Below are 17,824 nucleotides of genomic sequence, written 5' to 3' on the forward strand. Positions count from 1 at the left end.
TATAACGGTGCGCGCGCATCTCCTCGAATAGGGATACACCGACAAGCGCTTCCATTTGCCGACGCGCCACCGCCTCGTCGCTGCCGACGAGCGCCGCGGTTGCGTACTTGTCAATATTTGGTCCAGGATGGAAGCCGGTGAGGCGAAATGTAAGTGCCACCCTCGGCTCAAGGTACTTGTACGACCACGAGAAGACACTGCGAACCGCCATCTCGGGGTTCTTGGCCGGTGACATCACCTGCAGACGTTGTTGCTCGTCTTCCAAATCGGCCGCGAGGGCATTGAGCGGAACGTTGCGGCGGACCTTTGCGGTAGCTGCCGTTACGCGCAGCGCCAGCGGAAGACGGGCGCATCGCGCCGCCAGCTTGCGCAGTGCTTCAGGATCGGCGTCGACCCGTTCGTCGTCGATCGCACTCCGAAGGAGGTCAATGGCGTGCTCCATGTCAAGGAGCCACAGACGGCGATGGTGTGCGCCTCTCGCCGCGACAAGGCCTGACAGGTCATCCCTGCTGGTCACCAGAACTGTGCACGCGACACTTCCAGGAATGAGATTTCGGACGTGCTGGGAATCGTGGGCGTTGTCGAGAAGGACCAGCATTCGCCGTCCGTGAAGTTGAGTGCGATAGAGCGCTGCCCGATCCTCTTCGTCGGCGGGGATATCGGCGTCACCGACGCCTAACTGCCGCAGCAGCCTGGCGAATGCCTCGGCAGGGGCGACCGGCTCGCCGGCGCTGTAGCCGCGCAGGTCGATGTAGAGGTCTCCGTCAGGGAACTGGTCGCGCATTTGATGAGCCCAGTACAGCGCCAACCCGGTCTTGCCAACACCCGGCGGTCCTGTAATGGCGGCTATCCGCGGGGCTGGGCTCGGGCTTGCGAGGATGCCGTCCAGCCCTTGAAGCTCGACACGTCGCCCAACGAAGTCGGGAACGTTTGGCGGTAGGTTCCGCGGGGTGAGCCCAGCTAGCACATCTCGGTGAGACTCAACGGCTTCCACCTGCTCGTCGGTTACTGAGGGATCGAGGAGGTACTTGGTTAACCGGGATTTGACAGCAGGCTTGGCTACGTAACTGGAGATGCCACTCAGCAACGCCTCAAGAAGTGCATCCTGATTGCGTTTGCCGACGTTGTAGCTGATGCTTCGGAACCAGAGCGCGGCATTGGACTCGAGGCGTCTCTTGGTGCCGTCATGCGCATCGTCCTTTTCCAGCTGCTCCTGCCAAGCGTCTTCGGTGATCTTGTGCCAGGAGCGTAGCTGCTGCAAGCAAGCCGGATCGCTTATGGTCAGCAGTTCGCCGGCCGCAGCAACCTTCACGAACGAAGCGGCGTGACTGAAGTTGCGCATGAGGGTGGCCTGCTCGGCTTCAAACTGTTCCATGGCCCGCGCTCGGTTGGTTTCGACAGTCCCGACCAAGACACGCTTGAGTACCGTTATCAGCTGGCCTGTGGAGGGCTGACCAGAAATGCGCAATTCATGCAGTATGTGAGACGCCAGGCGGTCGCACTTGCCCAGGGCTTCATCACTGAGGCCCTTCTCTGCTGCCAGGTAGTGCAAGTTGCTCAGCTCTGTGCCGCCTGGCGACAGCTTCCTAGACGCCATGCCCACCCCTTCGGGTCTTGCAGTGAAGGAATCGTACCGACTCACGGCAACTACTGAGCGTTGCACTCAGTAGCACAATGTGCGATAAGTGAAGGGTGGTTGACGGTTCAACTAAAGAGGGGTGCCATGAGTTGGTCGAGCACGTTCACGAACGACATCGTGCTGAGCTTCACGATGTTTTGCCAGGACCGGTTTCCGCCGTCTGGCTGGATGGAGGGCAGCGGCCGGCCGAACAGCCTGCTGGAGTACATCGGGGCTTGGCTATTCGCCGACGAGGGCGCGCGGATCACCTGCGGCAGCTACGAAGCGTACTTGCAGGCGATCCTGATCATCATCGACGCCTACGACAAGGATCCGAGCATCATCAACTTCCACGGCAACGGCAGCGGCAGCCCACCGACAGAGCTCCGCACCGTCACCCGGCTACTGGACCTGCACGATCAGGGAGACACCTTCCTGGACGTGCATGTCTACCGCAAAGCGGTGGCAGGTCTGGAGTTCTAGGCCTGCCTAGCCGTCCGACCGCCCGTCTCTCCGAACCAGGAGGGGCGGGCTTCTCCATACCTGGATCTCATCAGCCCCCAACCTGTCCCGAAGTGGCCCTGTGCAGTGTCTTCGGGACACGCTCGGGTCACTTTCGGGATGTTTCTCGCATATCGCCGACGGCGGCTCTACGTTTCGCCGTATCGAGCCCAGCGCGACGTGACGGTCCCGCCAGCGACGATCAGAACCTTGAAACCTCAACAGCGCTCACACGACTGCGGGGCTCTTCAGTCCTCAATCAGAGAAGCCCCCGCAGCCGGCCAGCGAAGACACTGAGTGCGAGGAAGATCGTCGCGTTGTGCCCAATCGTCGGCAGCTGCTCGCAGCGCAGGCCACGACGGCGGCTCTTGGGCACCGGCACGCGCCAATCACGCAGGCCGTACACAGAGACGATCTTGCCTCGCACCTGCGGGCCGGCAGCGCCTAGGAACGCATGCGCCTGGTCGATCGACGCCGCCAGGAGTGGCACCGTCGGGCGATCCTTCGGCCGGAGCGGCGAGGCCACGGTCACGACGTTGCGGATCGTCGACCGCGCACTGAGCAGGTTGACGGCTGCGGTGCCGCCGGCACTCGCGCCGACCACGTACAGACCGTCCGCGCCGATGGCGTCGACGTAGGCCAACAGCGCCCGCTGTCGGGCGCCGAGCTCGTCAGCCCGACCTGCCCAGCCAAATCGGAAGATATGCGGCTCGTACCCCAGCCGCCGCCACAGCGGCGTGACGAGCCGATACAGCCATACCCGATCACCAAGACCCGGGATGAACAGAAGGTGAGGTCTAGTCATGCCTGAGCCTCAACATGTCAACTATTAAGGCAAAAGCGGACGATTGTACCGTCTGGCGAACTATCTCCAGCAGGCCCGTGCCACGAGCGAGCTGACCGGTAGCGCGCCCCTCGCGGTTGCCGAGGCGTTCCGGCGCGCCGGCGTCGCCGTCCGTGTTGAGGGCGACCTGCGAGACCTTAACAACCCGAGCAGGGGCGCCCTGCTGGTCGGTGATCACCGCTTGGGCATGGAATTCGCGCCCCTGCTTGCAGTGCTCGGCCAGCTCGGACGCCACGACGCGTACTGGCTGGCCAAGCCGTTCTCGAGGAACGCCAAGATCATGGCGTTCCTGAGCCCAGAGACCGACATGGTGTTGCACGTCGTGCCGAGGACGTTGGCGCGCGACAGGGCCAACATCCTCAACAGCGACCTGGGCTGGCGCCTCATCGAACGAACACGGCTGCTCCAGCTCGACGAGTTGTCCGCGCTCAACCAGAACACACTCACCCGCGCCAGCGGCCTACTCAGCGATGGCCACATCGTGACCGTCTACCCGGTTGGCCGCGTCGCTGACGCGACGCGCAGGCGGTGGCAACGCGGCGTCGGCTCGATCATCAAGATGGTGGAGCCCTCGAAGCGCGACAGCACTTCGATAGCGCTGTTCCGCTTCGACGACTTCTCGCAGATAAAGCTGCTGCGCTCACTGGTGCTCCGAAGCCATGGCTTCGCACCTCGCCCGTACACGATCACCTTGCGCGTCGGCGTCTGCGGCTCGATCAGTGAACTGCTCGGTGGGCAGGCAGCTGCCGATGAGCTCAGCCCGGCTGAGGTCACGGCCCACCTGCGCCGACAGTTTCTCTCGGCCTTCCGCGGCACCGCGTTCGCGGAGTTGTAGAGCACGTCCTCAACGAAAGGAGAACGTATGTCAGGAACCGAACTCTCTCAATGGTTCGCCAGCCCAGCCGAGCGCCAACACAGCCGGGACTTGGCTGCCATCGAGCGCCAGCGAGACAAGGGAATGGCCCGGATCAGAGCCATCGCCCAAGTCGCCGATTTCGCCATGATGGCCGGCGCGGCCGTCACGCAGACCCGCAACCAGGCCGAGCGCATCGTGCCGGACGGCGCCGAGAAGTTCGCCATGATCGACACGGCGTCGACGGCGGCCATCATGAACGTCGTCATCGACATGGGCCGGTAGCCATGGCCGTCTTCATGACGCTCCTGGTCGTCGGGCTGATCTTCTGCGCTGCCTGGACCTTGGCGGAAGGGATCGCTGACGACCGCGAGCGACGAGAACTGGAACACCGCCAGCGTCAAGCCGAGGCCGAGATTCTGGCCATCGCCCAACAAGCGCAGATGGCGATCCTGTCCGAGGCGATGCGTCGGCAACAGAACACCATCCGACCGGAGGACGGCTCGTACTACCCGCCGGTCATCCAAGGCGAGTGGGAGGAGCGCCGCTAGCCGGCGTACCTCGCTCCGTCCTCAACATCTCACACCACAGCAACCGAGGAGCCACGATGTGCCACGACAACAACGCAAGAAGTTCGTCGGCAAACGGCGAGAGAACGGCCAGCTGGCCTGCCAGGAGCGCGAAACTCGCGATCTGGAGAAGCGACTACGCAGGGAGCAGCAGCTTCAGGACTTCTGGCGAGCCGCCAGGCGGGCGAAGCAAACGCGCGACCTAGCACGGTAGCCGAAGGAGGGCCGCTGCCCGGTCGGGCAGCGGCCTCCCCAGCTCCGATCCCCCACGGCGATCAACCGAAAGGGAAGGTGATCAGTGGCAAAAGGCGGCAAGTGCCCGCAGTGCGGGTACTACCTGTTCGTCAGCGACGAGAAGTGGGAGCCCAAGGGAACCACCGTCTGGTACAGCTGCGCGAACGGCAACTGCAACTACGCCATCAAGACGTTCGTCCCGAAGGACGACTAGCTAGGGCCTGACCATGGCCCGCCCACCAGTGAAGGCCGTCAGGCAACCACAGCCTGGCGGCCTTCGCCATGCGCGAGGAGGATTCATGTGTTCGATAATCACGGCCGAGGTTTCATACGACGCGCGATCGCGGCGCTGCTGTTCATCCCAGCGTGCTTCATCGGCCTGGCGCTGCTCAGGTGGTTGGTGGAGCTGCTGATCTGCTGGCTCACGCCGCTCTTACCCGGCTTCATCGTCGCCGTCATCGTGCTCGGCGGCGGCTACCTCTGGTACCGGAGGCGGTAGGTGCCGGAGGTGCAGCCGGTCTACGTCGGCCGGATCGCCGTCGTCATCCGCCGCGGTGTCACGGCTGCAGCATTCGTGATCGCCGGCTTGTCCTTCGTCTTCGGCTTCGGCAACGCCTGGGCCCTGGGGCTCCGACTGCACGTCACCGGATGGGTGGCTCCGCTGGTCGCCCCGGCCGTGGACCTGTCCGTGCTCGCGCTGCTGGCCGCGCTGCAGTACTTGCGCGCCAACGGCGCGACCGGTCAACTGCGTGCGCCTCGGCTGCTGCTGGTGTTCTGCGGCGTCGTCACCCTGGCGTTGAACACCGCCGAGCCCATCTTGGTCGGCGCGTACGGCCGCGCGGCGTTCGACGCCGTGGCACCGCTGCTGCTCATCGGCTGGGGCGAGGTCGGCCCGCGGCTACTGGCGCTCCTGCACGCAGGCTCGCCGGACGCAGCCGTCCCGTCGTCCGATCTCGTCCCGGACGACAGGACCGAACCCTCGTCCGAGCTGCTGAACCTGGCTCGGAAGTTGGACGCCGAGCACCGCCTGGCGACCGGCCGCTCGATCAGCCGGGACAAGCTGCGGGCGGCCTTGAAGGTCTCCAACGCCACGGCTGGCGAGCTGCTCCGCGCCGTCCGTCAGGACCAGGGATGAGGCCTGCCTGTTGTGGTTTTGACGGCTAGTGCGTCCTCACACGACACCGCACAATGCCGGGCTGAGAGACAACCGAACCGAAGGAGGCGCCTATTGACAGACAAGCATGCACACCAAGCCCGGACGGATCAGCTCGCCGGGAAGCGGTACCGCACCCTGCTCGCCGATCCGCCGTGGGACATCAACCAGCGCGGCAACAAGGGCGCGATCCGGCACTACCCGCTGATGAGCCTGGACGAGATCAAGGCGTTGCCGGTGCGCTCGGTCATGGCCGACGACAGCCACGCCTGGGTCTGGGTAACAAACGGCACCATCGATGCCGGACGCGAGGTACTGGAGGCGTGGGGCTACCAGTACCGCTCGATCCTGACCTGGATCAAGCCGCGGCTGGGCCTCGGCCCCTACCTCCGCAATCAGACCGAACACGTCTTGCTCGGCACGCGCGGCTCGGCACCGATCCAGTTCCGTGGACAGGGGACGTGGCTCTACGCTCCGCAGCAGGAACACAGCACGAAACCCCAAGAGCAGTACGCCGTGATCGAGCGCTGCTCGCCGGGCCCGTATCTGGAGCTCTTCGCCCGCGCCAAACGGGCTGGCTGGAACAGCTGGGGCATGGAGGTTGACAGCGATGTCGAGCTCTGACGATCACCGGTCGGCCGGATCGGCCGGCCAGCAACCCAATGAAGCCAAGGGGAGGTCTATGGCCAAAGACAAGAAGATCATCGTCATCGGCAAGCAGCGCGAGACGCTCGACGTCGACCTAGCCGTACAGATTCTGCTGCTCTACGTCAAGCGCCTGGTGCAGGAGCAAGCCGACCAGGAGGCAGCGTCGAACCCAGCCAGCGACGATGACCAGACGGAGGCGTCGTAGATGGGGAGCACACTCGTCGCCCTCGTCGTTGGCCTCGGCCTGCTGGGCAGCCTGCTCGCTGCTCGCTACGCGCAGGCGCTGCTCTGGCGCCGGCAACTGGTCGCCTACCGGCTCCATCCCCCGAAGGGCTTGGACGCAGCCACCGTCACCGCCTGGTTGGGCATGCTGGCACCGGTCAGCCGGTGGAGCCCGGTCGCGGTGGAGATCGTCGCCACGCACAAGGAGATCGGCTTCTACGTGCTGATGGCCTTGCCGCGGGCCAGCACCGTCACGGCGCAGCTGCGCACGGCCCTGCCCGGCAGCCGTATCGAGGAGGCGCCGGACTACCTGTCCAGCCGCCCGCGCATCCGCGCTGCCGTCGAGCTACGCCTCTCCAGCCTGCTGAAGCCCTTGGCCCACGACCGGGCCGAGACGGCCGTGACTGCCTTGTTCTCAGGGCTGCATCCCTTCGCGCGCGGCGAGGTCGTGCGCCTGCAGCTCCTGCTGTCCGGGACACGAGCGCTCCGTCCTCGGCAAAACGACCCCGCCGAACTGGCGGCCAGCCTGCGCAAGAAGAACGCCGCACCGGCCTTCGACGCGGTGATGCGCGTCGCGGCCAGTGCTCCCAGCGCCGCCCGGGCGAGCAACCTGCTCAGCCGCGTGGTCGACGCGCTCCGCGTGATGGATGCGCCCGGCGCATCGGTCGTGCGTCGCACACTTCCTTGGTCGATGGTGGCGACTCGCGTCTACAAGAGGGCCATACCGCTGACGGTCTGGCCGATGCGCCTCAACGCCCTTGAGGCACCAGCGTTTGCCGGTCTCTGCCTCGGCGGCAGCTACGTGCCGGGCCTGAGCCTCTCGGCCAGCCGCCAACTGCCGCCACCGGACGGCATGTCCACCAGAGGCGTGATCGTCGCCGAGAGCACCTTCCCGGGCATGGAGAAACGCAAGCTGACGCTGACGGCCGAGGATCGCACCCGACACAGCCTCCTCATCGGCCCGACCGGCGTTGGCAAGTCGACGCTCATCGCCTCAATGGCGATATCCGACATTACGGAGAAGCGGGGCGTACTGGTCGTCGATCCGAAAGCGGATCTAAATGAGTCGATCCTCAGCAGACTGCCGGAGGAGGACAAGGATCGAGTCATCGTCCTGGATGCCGCGGCTACCAAGGATCATGTCGTCGGCTTCAACCTTCTCCGTGCCAACAACGACGAGCAGTCGCGCGAGCTGGCCGTCGACAACGTGACCCACATCCTGCGCAGCCTCTGGGCGGACAGTTGGGGACCAAGATCAGACCAGTACCTGCGAGCCGGATTACTGGCGCTGGTGCACGCCCGCGCCACGGATGGTTCGGCGTTCACGCTGGCCGATCTGCCCGTGCTGCTGGAGCACGACAGCTTTCGCCGCCAGGTGCTGGCCCAGCCGACGATGCCGGAGCAGGTGCGCCGAGCCTGGGCATCGTTCGAGAACCGTTCCGACGCCGAGAAGACGACCATCGTCGCGCCACTCCTCAACAAGCTCGGTGCCTTCACCTTGCGCTCCAGCCTCCGGCTGATCCTCGGTCAGTCTGAGGGCATCAACTTCGACGACCTTTTCGCCCAGCGTCGCTGCCTGCTGGTCAGCCTGCGGAAAGACGCCATCGGGCAGGACTCGGCCCAGCTCCTCGGCGCGTTGCTTGTGGCCTCCATGTGGCAAGCGACCTTGCGCCGAGCGCGCATCCCGGCCGAGCGGCGCCATCCGTACATGGTCTTCCTCGATGAGTTCCAGGACGTCGTGCGCCTGCCGCTGGACCTGAGCGACATGCTGGCGCAGAGCCGCTCGTTCGGCGTCGGCCTGCACCTGGCGCACCAGTACATCGACCAACTGCCGCGAGCGGTGCAGGCAGCCGTCCGGACCACGGTCAGGACACACGTGAGTTTCCAGCTCAGCCCATCCGACGCGCGCACGTTGGCGCCGATGTTCGCGCCGCTCTCCGCCGACGACCTGACGAACCTGCCCACCTACGAGGTCGCACTGAAACCCTGCGTCAACGGCGCCACGGCGTCAGTCGCCACCGGCAGGACGCTGCCGCTCCCCGAGCCCGTCCGCGACGCCCAGGATCTGGCCGAACAAAGCCGACAGCGCTTCGGGATGCCCCGCGCCGAGATCGAGGCTGGCCTGCGAGCACGCGTGGAGGTGAGCAGAACCAAGGGCCGCTTCGGACGCAGCAGCGGAGGAGGCGCGGGATGACGAGCAGTGTTGAACTCCCTGTTGACCTGCTCGCAGACCTCATCCTGTGTTGTCCCAGGTCATCCCGCCTTCCTCGCCAGCTAACGCCAGTGAAAGACCGAGCCCTACAGGAGGGCTCGGTATGAGCAGGCATCCAGCCCATCGAGTGCGCGAGGAACGGGTCATCGAGCTGGCCGAGCGGCTATCGGAACGCGACTGGCACATCCTCGACACGCTCAACCGGCTCAAGCTCGCCACCGGCGCTCAGCTCGAGCGAGCGCACTTCCACGAGTTGGACGGCAGGAGTCGCGCCGTCGTCCGATCGCGGATCCTGGGGCGACTGGTCGAGGCGCGCGCCATCGTGCCATTGCCTGAGCGCGTTGGTACGGGTGCACGCGGATCCGGCCGTTTGGTCTATGCCCTGGACTCGGCGGGCGTTCGGCTGCTGCGCCTGCGTGGCAACCTTCGCGACGAGTCTGGTCGGATCCGACGGCCGGGCGTCCCAGGCGCCAAGTTCATCCGCCACACGCTTGCCACGTCAGAGGTCTTCGTCGGTCTCGGCGAACGCGTCCGCACCGAGCCGCTCGTGAGCTTGGACGAGTTCGACAGCGAGCCGGCCTCCTGGTGGCCCAGCGGCATCGACCGGGTGTGGCTCAAGCCGGATGCCTACATCGCGCTCTCCACCGTCGACGCGACCGATCACTACTGGTGTGAGGTGGACCTCGCGACCGAGGCGCTCAGCACGCTCCACGCCAAGTTCTCCACCTACCTGGACTTCGTGTACCGCGGCCAGACGGGGCCGCGCGGCGTCATCCCCCGCGTTGTAGTGACGGTGCCCACTGAGCCGCGACTCGCGGCGGTCGAGCGGGTACTTCGCAGACTTCCTGATCCTGCTGCACACCTCTTTGCGGTTGTGCGGCACGAACAAGCGGCGGACTTCCTGCTGCGTGAACTGCGAGCGCCTGATGAATAGGCCTGTCAAGGCAGCACCGTGGAGGGCGTTGTGAATACTACTCATACTTTGCCGTTTCCAATTGTGAACAAGTGAGCAATAATGAAGTTCTGGAGGACAACATGCATGGATGCATCACGTAGCAAGAATGGTTCCGAGTTAACGCTTGGCCAAACGCTCCGGCGTAATCGCGAAGCGGCGGGACTCACAGTTCGCCAACTGGCGGCCCACTGTGACATCAGTATCGGCTACGTATCGAGGTTGGAGAACGACTTCCACAAGCACCCCAACCTGAACGTGCTGAACCGCCTGGCCAGCTGTCTCAACCTTGACTACAGCGAGCTCGTAGGCCTGACCGGCCAAATAGCACCCAGGCAGACTCCGCCGCTTCCGCGCTACATCGTCAGCCGCTATGACGTAACTGAGGAACAAGCGAACGAACTGGCTGCACAATGGCAGCAAATTCTGAATCAAGCCCATATCCACGAAAGACCAAGCCAGCCGCACCTGGAAAACTCGAAGTAACACCACCAACGCACCGCAGCAAGCTGCGAAGCGTCTTCACACCACAAACTAAGAGGAGAGGAAGGTTCTGTTATGAAGGGAGAGAAAATAGACATTATCGAAGAGATGCGCCGGCTATTGCCGCAGCGCGCACTCGACGTTCAGGAAGCGCAGCTGGTCGCCGAATACCAGGCCTTGCGGCTGTTGGAGCTACTAGGCCTGACCACACCGGCGGTCGACGTCGGCATCATCACCGAGCTGCCGCAGGTCAGCGTCAAGATCCGATCAAAGCTGGCAGCGTCAGGCCTGGCTGGCCGACATGACGGTCGTTGGGTCATCGCCATCCGCGAGGAGGATCACCTCTGCCGGCGACGGTTCACCCTCGCCCGCGTCTTCAAGATGATCATCGACGACGAGTTGCACGAGACGCTCTACCAGCCCAGCTTCAGTGGGTCGACGATCGACGTGGCCGAGACGGCGTGTGACACCTTCGCCGCCAACCTGCTCATGCCTCGCGCATGGGTCCACGAGGCCTGGCAACACCAGAGCCGGTCGGTCGGACAGCTGGCCGCCCTGTTCTGCGTATCACGAGTCGCCATGGGACGGCGCCTGCGCGATCTCGGGTTGGTTGATCAGGCTGACAGGAAGCCAGCAGGACACGCCACCGCATCGGTTCGCGGCTACTTCCAGCCGGTAGGGGCCAAGGGGTAGCCGTGGCGAAGTCAGGAGGGACCCACGCCACCTGCACGTATGGCCTCGGCTGGCGACTCAGCGCTGATCGAGGCCCACCCTGACGGCAAGCCCGTTAGTTGTACCAAGCACCTATAACTAACTCCGAAAGGACACTGCATGAACCAACCACAGACCGTATCCAAGCACGCGGTGCTGTTCATCCGCGCCAACCGAGCAACCGCGGACAGCAAGCAGCACTTCGACACACAAGTAGAGGAACAGCGGCAGCGCGGCCACGAGCACGCCAAGCGACTCGACGCCGCCGTCGTCCGCGAGTACCTCGACCGCGGACCCGCCCGAGAACTCGGCCGCCGCAACGTACTGCTCGCCATGCTCGGCGACCTGGCACTCCGCCGCGATGCGCAGCTGGTTATCACACAGGACATGTCCCGTCTCTCACGGAACACCATCGACCTGAGGACGATCCGCGACAGCGTAGCGGAGGCTGGGGCGCGCATCACGTTCTCCAGCAACAAGATTCCACGACAAGGGGAGACGCGTTTGGACGCTGATGCGGCCTTGTTCGACCTCGCCGAGAGCTACGACGAGCGCGACAGAAAGGAACTACGAAACCGACGACTGAGAGGAGGTGGTCGTGCCGAACCTGAACAGCCAGAAGACACTGCGAGCGGCCACTAGCCGCAAGCGAGCCATCCGCTACCTGCGGGTCTCCGACCCGAAGCAGGTCAACCGCGACTTCGACCCCGAAGGCATCTCCATCCCCGCGCAGCGGCAAGCCTGCCAGCGCAAGGAGAAGGAGTTGGACGCCATATGCGTCGACGAGTACGTCGAACCCGGCAAGTCAGCCACGAGCATCGACAACCGGCCGATCTTCCGCGAGATGATCGCTCGCATCCGCACCCAGCGCGACGTCGACTACGTGATCGTCTACCAGCTGTCCCGGTTCGCCCGGAACCGCTACGACGACGCCATCATGATCATGACGCTTCGCAAGTACGGCGTGAAACTGATCTCGGCGACGGAGAACATCGACGAGAGCCCGATGGGCGAGGCCATGCACGGCATGATCGCCGTGATGAACCAGTACCGTTCGCAGTCGGACGGGCAGGACGTCAAGAACAAGATGGCGCAGAAGGCCAGAACCGGTGGTACACCTCACCGGGCGCCGCTGGGCTACCTCAACGTCCGCGAGCAGTTCGAGGGCCGCGAGGTTCGCACCATCGCCATCGACCCAGAGCGAGCGCCGCTGGTCAAGCTGGCGTTCGAGCTGTACGCCACGGGGACCTACACCATCGAATCTCTTCGAGACAAGCTCGAAGAGATGGGCCTGCGTACGCGTGGCACACGGCGCCACCCGACGAAACCGATCCCTCGTAGCAAGCTCGGCAAGATGCTGCGAGACCGCTACTACATCGGGTACGTCAACTGGAACGGCATCGAAACCAATGGACGGCATGAGCCTCTAGTTTCAGTCGAGCTGTTCACCCGTGTCCAGGAGATCATGGACGCCCAGCACGGCGCCGGCATCCGCAACCGGAAGCACAACCACTTCCTCAAAGGACTGCTGTGGTGCCACCGCTGTGGGAGACGAATCATCGTGATGCCCGGCAAGGGCAACGGCGGGACGTACTTCTACTTCATCTGCCGAGGCCACCAGGAGCATCTATGCGACCTGCCGAACCATCGGATGGGAGACATCGAGCGAGCAGTCGAGGACCACTTCGCCACGGTGGTCTTCTCCGAAGAGTTCCGCGAGGAAGTCAGGATTGCCCTGGAGTCCGGGCTCGGGCAGGACCTCGACCACAGTCAGAAGATCCGCCGCAAGCTCCAAGCCCGGATCAGGGAACTCGACAAGAAGGAGGATGCCTACCTAGACCTGGTTGGTGACCCGAACTGGCCCAAGGCCAAGCTCACAGCCAAGGTGCAGGCCGTCCGCGAAGAGCGGGAACGCGTCCGCATCGAACTTGACGGCCTGGTCTCCGACATCAGCGGCGGCAAGCAAGTCATCACCGCTGCCCTCGATCTACTACAAGACCCGCAGGAGCTCTACCGCCGCTGCGGCCCTGAGGAGAAGCGACTCCTGGCCCAGATGGTTTTCGTCAAGCTCAAGATCGACAACGGCGAGATCGTTGACGAGGAGTTGGCCGAACCATTCGATGCCGTCGTCCCAGCCGGACGCTGGTACGAACAGTGGGCACAAGCGTGGGAGCGCACACCCGAGATTCGGACGGATGACCATCAGCCAACACAGGACACCACAACCAAAAGAGGCGTCCCAAGCACCTGGAACGCCTCTTCACGTGGTCTTACCGAACCCGCCTTGCTTGTCACCGTTAGTAACGGTGGTTCAAGTAAGGCCGGTTTGGTGCCCCCGGCGGGACTCGAACCCGCAGGAAATTGACACCGATTTTAAGTCGGCCGCCTCGACCAATTGGGCTACGGGGGCTCATGCTTCGTAGCGAACCATGCAAGGGCAAGAGTAGAGCGTTCTGGCCAATCTTGCCCTATCTCTGGCCGCTTTAGCTACGAAGGTAAGGCCTCGCCTGGGCGAGTCGCCGGGGTTGGGCGGGTGGCGAGCAACTGGTGCATGCCAATCCGGCCGGCGTCGAAGGCGACGGTGGAGGCGGCGAGGTAGAGGTGCCAGACACGCAGGCGGCCGGGGGTTACGCCAGGGAGGTCGGCGTGGCCGTCGGTGGTGGCCAGGCGGGACTCCAGGGCGGACGTCCAGGCGCGCAGGGTGGCGGACTGGTGCACGCGAAGCGAGTCCACTGAGCACACCTCCAAGTCCGCGGCCTCGACGGCGTCGGCGATTTCGCCGAGCCTAGGCAATTGTGCACCCGGCGCGACGTAAGCGTCCACAAACGAGCGCTCCGGGGCGACCGGGCCGGCCTTGCGGCAGACCTGATCCAGCAACAACCGCCCACCTGGCACCAGCATGCCACCCAGCGCCGACACCTGCTCCCCGAACTCCGCCGCGCCGATGAAGTCGCCGAGGCCACTGCCGGTCACGGCGTCGAATCCGGCGTCGGAGGCGAGGGAACGCCAGGAGCCGTGGACGATGTGGACGCGGTCGGCGACGCCCGCGGACTCGGCGAGCTTCGTCGCGGCCCGGGCCTGTTCGGCCGAGCGGGTTACGCCGACCGCGGAGACGCCGTAGTCGCGGGCGGCGTGGACGACGAAGCCGCCCCACTCGCAGCCGATGTCGAGCAGGCGGGCGCCCGGCGTCAAGGCGAGCTTCCGGCAGGCCAGGTCGGCGCCCGCGAGTTGCGCCACCTCCGTTGCCGACTCAACCGACGCTTCAGACTCAGCCGACTCGGCCAATTCGGCGGATACGTCAGATGAATCGGCCCAGAAGCCAGGTCCACAGAGGTACGACGGGCCGAGCAGGGTCGAGGCGAACGTGAGCGTCAGATCGTCGAACCGCCCAGCCCGCTCCACAGGCGTCTGATCATCCGCCAGCGCCTGCCTGCGTTCAGCCCCGGACAGCTCCTCCGGCGGCGGCTTCGGCTGTGGTCCCACGGCGCCGAGCGCGACCGCCGTACGCAGCAGGTCGGTCCGGTCAGCTGTGGACAGCTCCGGCCGCGCACCGATCGACCGCGCGTACGGCGCCAGCGTCTCGAGCACTTCCAGCAAGCTCCCGGAGACCTCGATCTCGCCGGCCACCAGCGCCCGCGCGAGCCCCAGCTCGTCGGGCCGCCAGAGCAGCCGACGCACCGCGCGCCGCGACCGCACCACGACCGTCGGCGCCCCCGGGGGTCCGGACTCCGAGCCGTCCCAGGCCCGGATCAGCACGGGCGCGGGCAGCCCGAACAGCCGCCCGAGTACGTCATGGATCCGGGTCGCCGCATCAGGGGCGGCGGTGGGCCCGGGCGCAGTCGCTGCGATCCCGGACGCGGAGCCGCCCGGCACGGGCGACTCCCCTGCGGCCACCGATTCGGTCTCCATCTCCTCAAAGTTACTTCGTCTTCGCGGGTTCCGGCTGTCCGGCCGACTCGCCGGCCAGCACGGCCGTCTTCCGCGGCTGAGCGGACCGCTCCCACGCCTCCCGCGGCCGGTGGAACGAGCCGAGCGAGACCACCTCGCGCCGGAAGAACAGCGCGAGCGTCCAGTCCAGCACGATCCGGACCTTGCGGTTGAACGTCGGCATCTTGCCAACGTGGTACGTGCGGTGCATGAACCACGCCGGCCAGCCGCGCAGCTTGATGCCGTAGATCTGCGCGACCCCCTTGTGCAGTCCGAGCGACGCGACCGAGCCGAGGTACTTGTGCTTGTACTCCTTCAGCGGCCGGCCCCGGAGCGCGGCAACGATGTTCGCCGCCAGCACCTTCGCCTGCCGCACCGCGTGCTGCGCCGACGGCCCGCAGATCGCCCCAGGAGGCCCGGTCAGGTCGGGTACGGCGGCCGTGTCGCCCGCACCCCACGCGTCCGATACGCCGTCGACCTGCAGCGTCGGCAGGCACCGCAGCCGCTGCTTCTCGTCCAGCGGCAGGTCGGACGCCGCCAGCACGGGGTTCGCCTTCACGCCCGCGGTCCATACGACCGTGTCGGCGTCGAACTCCGTGCCGTCGGACAGCACCACGTGCCCGTCGACGGTCGACTTCAGCTGCGTCTCGAGCTTCGCGTCGATGCCGCGTTCACGCAGCTGCTCGACGGCGTACTTGCCGAGGTCCTCGCCGACCTCCGGCAAGATCCGGCCGGTCGCCTCGACCAGCACCCAGCGCATCTGACCAGCGCCGATGGAGTTCTTGTAGTACGTCTTGCAGACGTCGCGCGCCATGTCCTCCAGCTCGGCCAGCGCCTCGATGCCGGTGTAGCCACCGCCGACGAACACGAACGACAACGCCCGCTTCCGCAGCGCCTCGTCCTGCGCCGACGCGGCGACGTCGAGCCGCTCCAGCACGCGGTTGCGCAGCCAGATCGCCTCCTCGACGGTCTTGAACCCGATGCCGACCTCGGGCAGCCCGGGGATCGGCAGCACCCGCGTCACCGACCCGAACCCGACGACCAGCTGGTCGTACGCCAGGTCGTACGAAGGGCCGGAGTGCGGCTCGACCCGGACCTTGCGGTTCGCGTGATCGATGCCGACGACGCTGCCGGTCACGACGTTCACCCTCGGCAGGACCCTCCGCAGCGGCACGACGACGTGCCGCGGCTCGAGGCTGCCGGCGGCGGCTTCGGGAAGGAACGACTGATAGGTCATCAACGTGTTGGGATCAACCACCGTGATCTTCACTTCGCCCCGCTTCAACTCACGGCGAAGCTGTTTCTGCAGGCGGAAGGCCAGCGACATCCCCACCAGGCCGCCTCCCGCGATCAGGACGTGTTGCGGATTCGCTTGGTTCACGTCCATTCACCTCCTCGGTGCCGATCTCACGTTAACCGCTCGTGAATGCGTTCACAAAGTGCAACAGGTGTCCTGTTGCTCACATTCCCCAGGACTTGTGCCCACACGTCCAGCTGCCGAAGGTCACCTACCGGCGGGAGCGAAGAAGCCAAGCAGCGCCCGCGCGGTCTCGTCCGGCGCCTCCTCCGGCAGGAAGTGCCCCGACCGCAACGCCTCCCCGCGTACGTCGGAGGCCCAGCCGCGCCAGATCGCGAGCGGGTCGTCGTACCACGCAGCCACCGGGCCGGTCGCGCTCCACAACGCGAGCACCGGGCAGTCGATCCGCCGGCCGCCCGCCTGGTCGGCGGCGTCGTGCTCGACGTCGAGTGTCGCGGCCGCGCGGTATTCCTCGCAGATCGCGTGGACGGTCGCCGGGTCGCGGAACTTCTCGATGTAGGCGGCGCGCACGTCGGCCGGGAACGCGTCGCCGCCGTCTGCCCAGGAGTCGAGCATGTACGACACGAACACGTCCGGTGCGCCGGCGATCAGCCGCTCGGGCACCGGCTCCGGCGCGGCGAGGAACGACCAGACCCAGTAGCCGAGGCTGAAGTCCATGTCGGCCAGGCGGAACGCGTCCCAGGTCGGCACGATGTCGAGTACGGCGAGCCGGGTCACGGCGTCGGAATGGTCGAGCGCCATCCGGTACGCGCACCGCGCGCCGCGGTCGTGCCCGGCGACCCCGAACCGGTCGAAGCCCAACGTACGCATGACGTGCAGCTGGTCACGGGCGAGCTCGCGCATGGTGTACGGCGTGTGGTCGGGGGTGCTCGCGGGCTTGCCGCTGTCGCCGAACCCGCGCAGGTCGGTCGCGACGACGGTGAAGCCGGCCGCGGCGAGTGCCGGAGCGACCCGGTGCCACATCAGGTGAGTCTCGGGGATGCCGTGCAGCAGGAGCAACGGTGGCCCGGAGCCGCCCTTCCGGCCGTGGATCCTGGCGCCAGGCGTGTCGAGGTCGAAGGGCTCGAAGTCGTCGAATCCGCTCATAGGTAGTCCGCTGTGCTCCGGACGGCACCGAACCGCGGGAAGATCCGCTCGACCGTGAACTGGTGCTCGTCGGCCGCGAGGCCCGACATCGCGTCGTGGACGAACTCGAGGTCGTAGCCGTGGTCGCTCGCCTCCCGGCCGGTCGACTCGACGCCCATCGTGGTGACCAAGCCTGCGAGCACGACGGTGGTCGCGCCCACCGCCTGCAGTTGCTCGTGCAGATCCGTGCCGTGGAACGCGCCGATCGTGCGCTTGACGACCACCGGCTCGCCGGGCTGGGCGAGGCCGTCGACCAGCTCACTGCCCGGCGGCTGCTCGGCGACGCCGGGCCGGTCGACACGTACGAGCACAACCGGCTGGTCCTTGGCACGGAACGCCGCGGCGAGCTGTGTGCAGCGTCCGAGCACCTCTTGGCCGGAGTACGGGGCGAGCGGGAGCGCGATGATCCGAGGCATCAGGTCGATGAGTACGAGGGCGGCAGTCATATGCAGGA

The 17,824-nt window shown here is 65.8% G+C and carries 20 protein-coding genes, 1 tRNA gene and 1 pseudogene; 15 read left to right on the plus strand and 7 right to left on the minus strand.

Translation table 11 applies throughout. The annotated features are described in order from the left end of the window. Positions 1-187: 187 nt before the first annotated feature. Positions 188-1,597: pseudogene (locus ACYVF6_RS36230) on the minus strand (NB-ARC domain-containing protein); the annotation flags it as partial. 126 nt (positions 1,598-1,723) lie between these two features. Between ACYVF6_RS36230 and ACYVF6_RS36235 the strand changes: the two are divergent. Next, positions 1,724-2,101: a hypothetical protein gene (locus ACYVF6_RS36235; RefSeq protein ID WP_460528177.1), complete on the plus strand. Its 378-nt coding sequence runs from the start codon at positions 1,724-1,726 to the stop codon at positions 2,099-2,101. A gap of 277 nt (positions 2,102-2,378) precedes the next feature. On the opposite strand, the gene ACYVF6_RS36240 is transcribed toward ACYVF6_RS36235, so the two are convergent. After that, the gene (locus ACYVF6_RS36240; protein ID WP_460528179.1) at positions 2,379-2,924 is read right to left on the minus strand and encodes an esterase/lipase family protein; all 546 of its coding nucleotides are present in this window, start codon (positions 2,922-2,924) and stop codon (positions 2,379-2,381) included. A 43-nt stretch (positions 2,925-2,967) separates the two neighbouring features. Here ACYVF6_RS36240 and ACYVF6_RS36245 point away from each other — a divergent pair, with 43 nt between their 5' ends. From ACYVF6_RS36245 to ACYVF6_RS36310, 14 genes are all read left to right on the plus strand, one after another. After that, positions 2,968-3,798: a hypothetical protein gene (locus ACYVF6_RS36245; RefSeq protein WP_460528181.1), complete on the plus strand. Its 831-nt coding sequence runs from the start codon at positions 2,968-2,970 to the stop codon at positions 3,796-3,798. A 27-nt stretch (positions 3,799-3,825) separates the two neighbouring features. Continuing rightward, positions 3,826-4,101 (plus strand): hypothetical protein, encoded by a 276-nt coding sequence (locus ACYVF6_RS36250; RefSeq protein WP_460528183.1) that lies wholly within the window; start codon positions 3,826-3,828, stop codon positions 4,099-4,101. Between the two features lie 14 nt (positions 4,102-4,115). Further along, positions 4,116-4,367, plus strand: a complete 252-nt coding sequence (locus ACYVF6_RS36255; protein WP_460528185.1) for a hypothetical protein — start codon at positions 4,116-4,118, stop codon at positions 4,365-4,367. A 316-nt stretch (positions 4,368-4,683) separates the two neighbouring features. Next, positions 4,684-4,833: a hypothetical protein gene (locus ACYVF6_RS36260; RefSeq protein ID WP_460528187.1), complete on the plus strand. Its 150-nt coding sequence runs from the start codon at positions 4,684-4,686 to the stop codon at positions 4,831-4,833. Between the two features lie 87 nt (positions 4,834-4,920). Next, the gene (locus ACYVF6_RS36265) at positions 4,921-5,118 is read left to right on the plus strand and encodes a hypothetical protein (protein WP_460528189.1); all 198 of its coding nucleotides are present in this window, start codon (positions 4,921-4,923) and stop codon (positions 5,116-5,118) included. Then, on the plus strand, positions 5,119-5,754 hold the full coding sequence (locus tag ACYVF6_RS36270; RefSeq protein WP_460528191.1) for a hypothetical protein: 636 nt from the start codon (positions 5,119-5,121) through the stop codon (positions 5,752-5,754). 93 nt (positions 5,755-5,847) lie between these two features. After that, positions 5,848-6,396 (plus strand): methyltransferase-A70 family protein, encoded by a 549-nt coding sequence (locus tag ACYVF6_RS36275; protein WP_460528193.1) that lies wholly within the window; start codon positions 5,848-5,850, stop codon positions 6,394-6,396. Further along, positions 6,383-6,625 (plus strand): hypothetical protein, encoded by a 243-nt coding sequence (locus ACYVF6_RS36280; protein ID WP_460528195.1) that lies wholly within the window; start codon positions 6,383-6,385, stop codon positions 6,623-6,625. The genes ACYVF6_RS36275 and ACYVF6_RS36280 overlap by 14 nt, the downstream gene beginning before the upstream one ends. After that, positions 6,626-8,836 carry a type IV secretory system conjugative DNA transfer family protein gene (locus ACYVF6_RS36285; protein WP_460528197.1) on the plus strand — a complete coding sequence of 737 codons (2,211 nt, stop codon included), beginning with the start codon at positions 6,626-6,628 and terminating at the stop codon, positions 8,834-8,836. Between the two features lie 145 nt (positions 8,837-8,981). Next, complete coding sequence (locus tag ACYVF6_RS36290) at positions 8,982-9,788, plus strand: replication-relaxation family protein (protein WP_460528199.1); 807 nt, start codon at positions 8,982-8,984, stop codon at positions 9,786-9,788. 105 nt (positions 9,789-9,893) lie between these two features. Continuing rightward, positions 9,894-10,292, plus strand: coding sequence for a helix-turn-helix domain-containing protein (locus ACYVF6_RS36295; RefSeq protein WP_460528201.1), 399 nt, complete (start codon positions 9,894-9,896; stop codon positions 10,290-10,292). A 72-nt stretch (positions 10,293-10,364) separates the two neighbouring features. After that, positions 10,365-10,982, plus strand: coding sequence for an ImmA/IrrE family metallo-endopeptidase (locus ACYVF6_RS36300; RefSeq protein ID WP_460528203.1), 618 nt, complete (start codon positions 10,365-10,367; stop codon positions 10,980-10,982). A gap of 138 nt (positions 10,983-11,120) precedes the next feature. Then, positions 11,121-11,642 (plus strand): recombinase family protein, encoded by a 522-nt coding sequence (locus ACYVF6_RS36305; protein ID WP_460528205.1) that lies wholly within the window; start codon positions 11,121-11,123, stop codon positions 11,640-11,642. Continuing rightward, a complete protein-coding gene (locus tag ACYVF6_RS36310; protein ID WP_460528207.1) occupies positions 11,599-13,365 on the plus strand; it encodes a recombinase family protein in 1,767 nt (588 codons plus the stop codon). The genes ACYVF6_RS36305 and ACYVF6_RS36310 overlap by 44 nt, the downstream gene beginning before the upstream one ends. Here the strand turns inward: ACYVF6_RS36310 and ACYVF6_RS36315 are convergent. The 5 genes from ACYVF6_RS36315 to ACYVF6_RS36335 all read right to left on the minus strand — a co-directional run bounded on the left by ACYVF6_RS36315 (position 13,328) and on the right by ACYVF6_RS36335 (position 17,816). Next, positions 13,328-13,410, minus strand: a tRNA-Leu gene (locus ACYVF6_RS36315). The two genes, ACYVF6_RS36310 and ACYVF6_RS36315, sit on opposite strands and share 38 nt — an antisense overlap. Before the next feature lie 77 nt (positions 13,411-13,487). Continuing rightward, entirely contained in the window at positions 13,488-14,909 is a 1,422-nt protein-coding gene (locus ACYVF6_RS36320; RefSeq protein ID WP_460528209.1) for a class I SAM-dependent methyltransferase, read from the minus strand. 10 nt (positions 14,910-14,919) lie between these two features. Next, entirely contained in the window at positions 14,920-16,308 is a 1,389-nt protein-coding gene (locus ACYVF6_RS36325; protein ID WP_460528211.1) for an NAD(P)/FAD-dependent oxidoreductase, read from the minus strand. Between the two features lie 123 nt (positions 16,309-16,431). Next, positions 16,432-17,331, minus strand: a complete 900-nt coding sequence (locus tag ACYVF6_RS36330; protein WP_460528213.1) for an alpha/beta fold hydrolase — start codon at positions 17,329-17,331, stop codon at positions 16,432-16,434. Further along, the gene (locus ACYVF6_RS36335; RefSeq protein WP_460528215.1) at positions 17,328-17,816 is read right to left on the minus strand and encodes a cysteine hydrolase family protein; all 489 of its coding nucleotides are present in this window, start codon (positions 17,814-17,816) and stop codon (positions 17,328-17,330) included. The genes ACYVF6_RS36330 and ACYVF6_RS36335 overlap by 4 nt, the downstream gene beginning before the upstream one ends. Between the last annotated feature and the right edge of the window lie 8 nt (positions 17,817-17,824).

Source organism: Flindersiella endophytica, assembly GCF_054779015.1.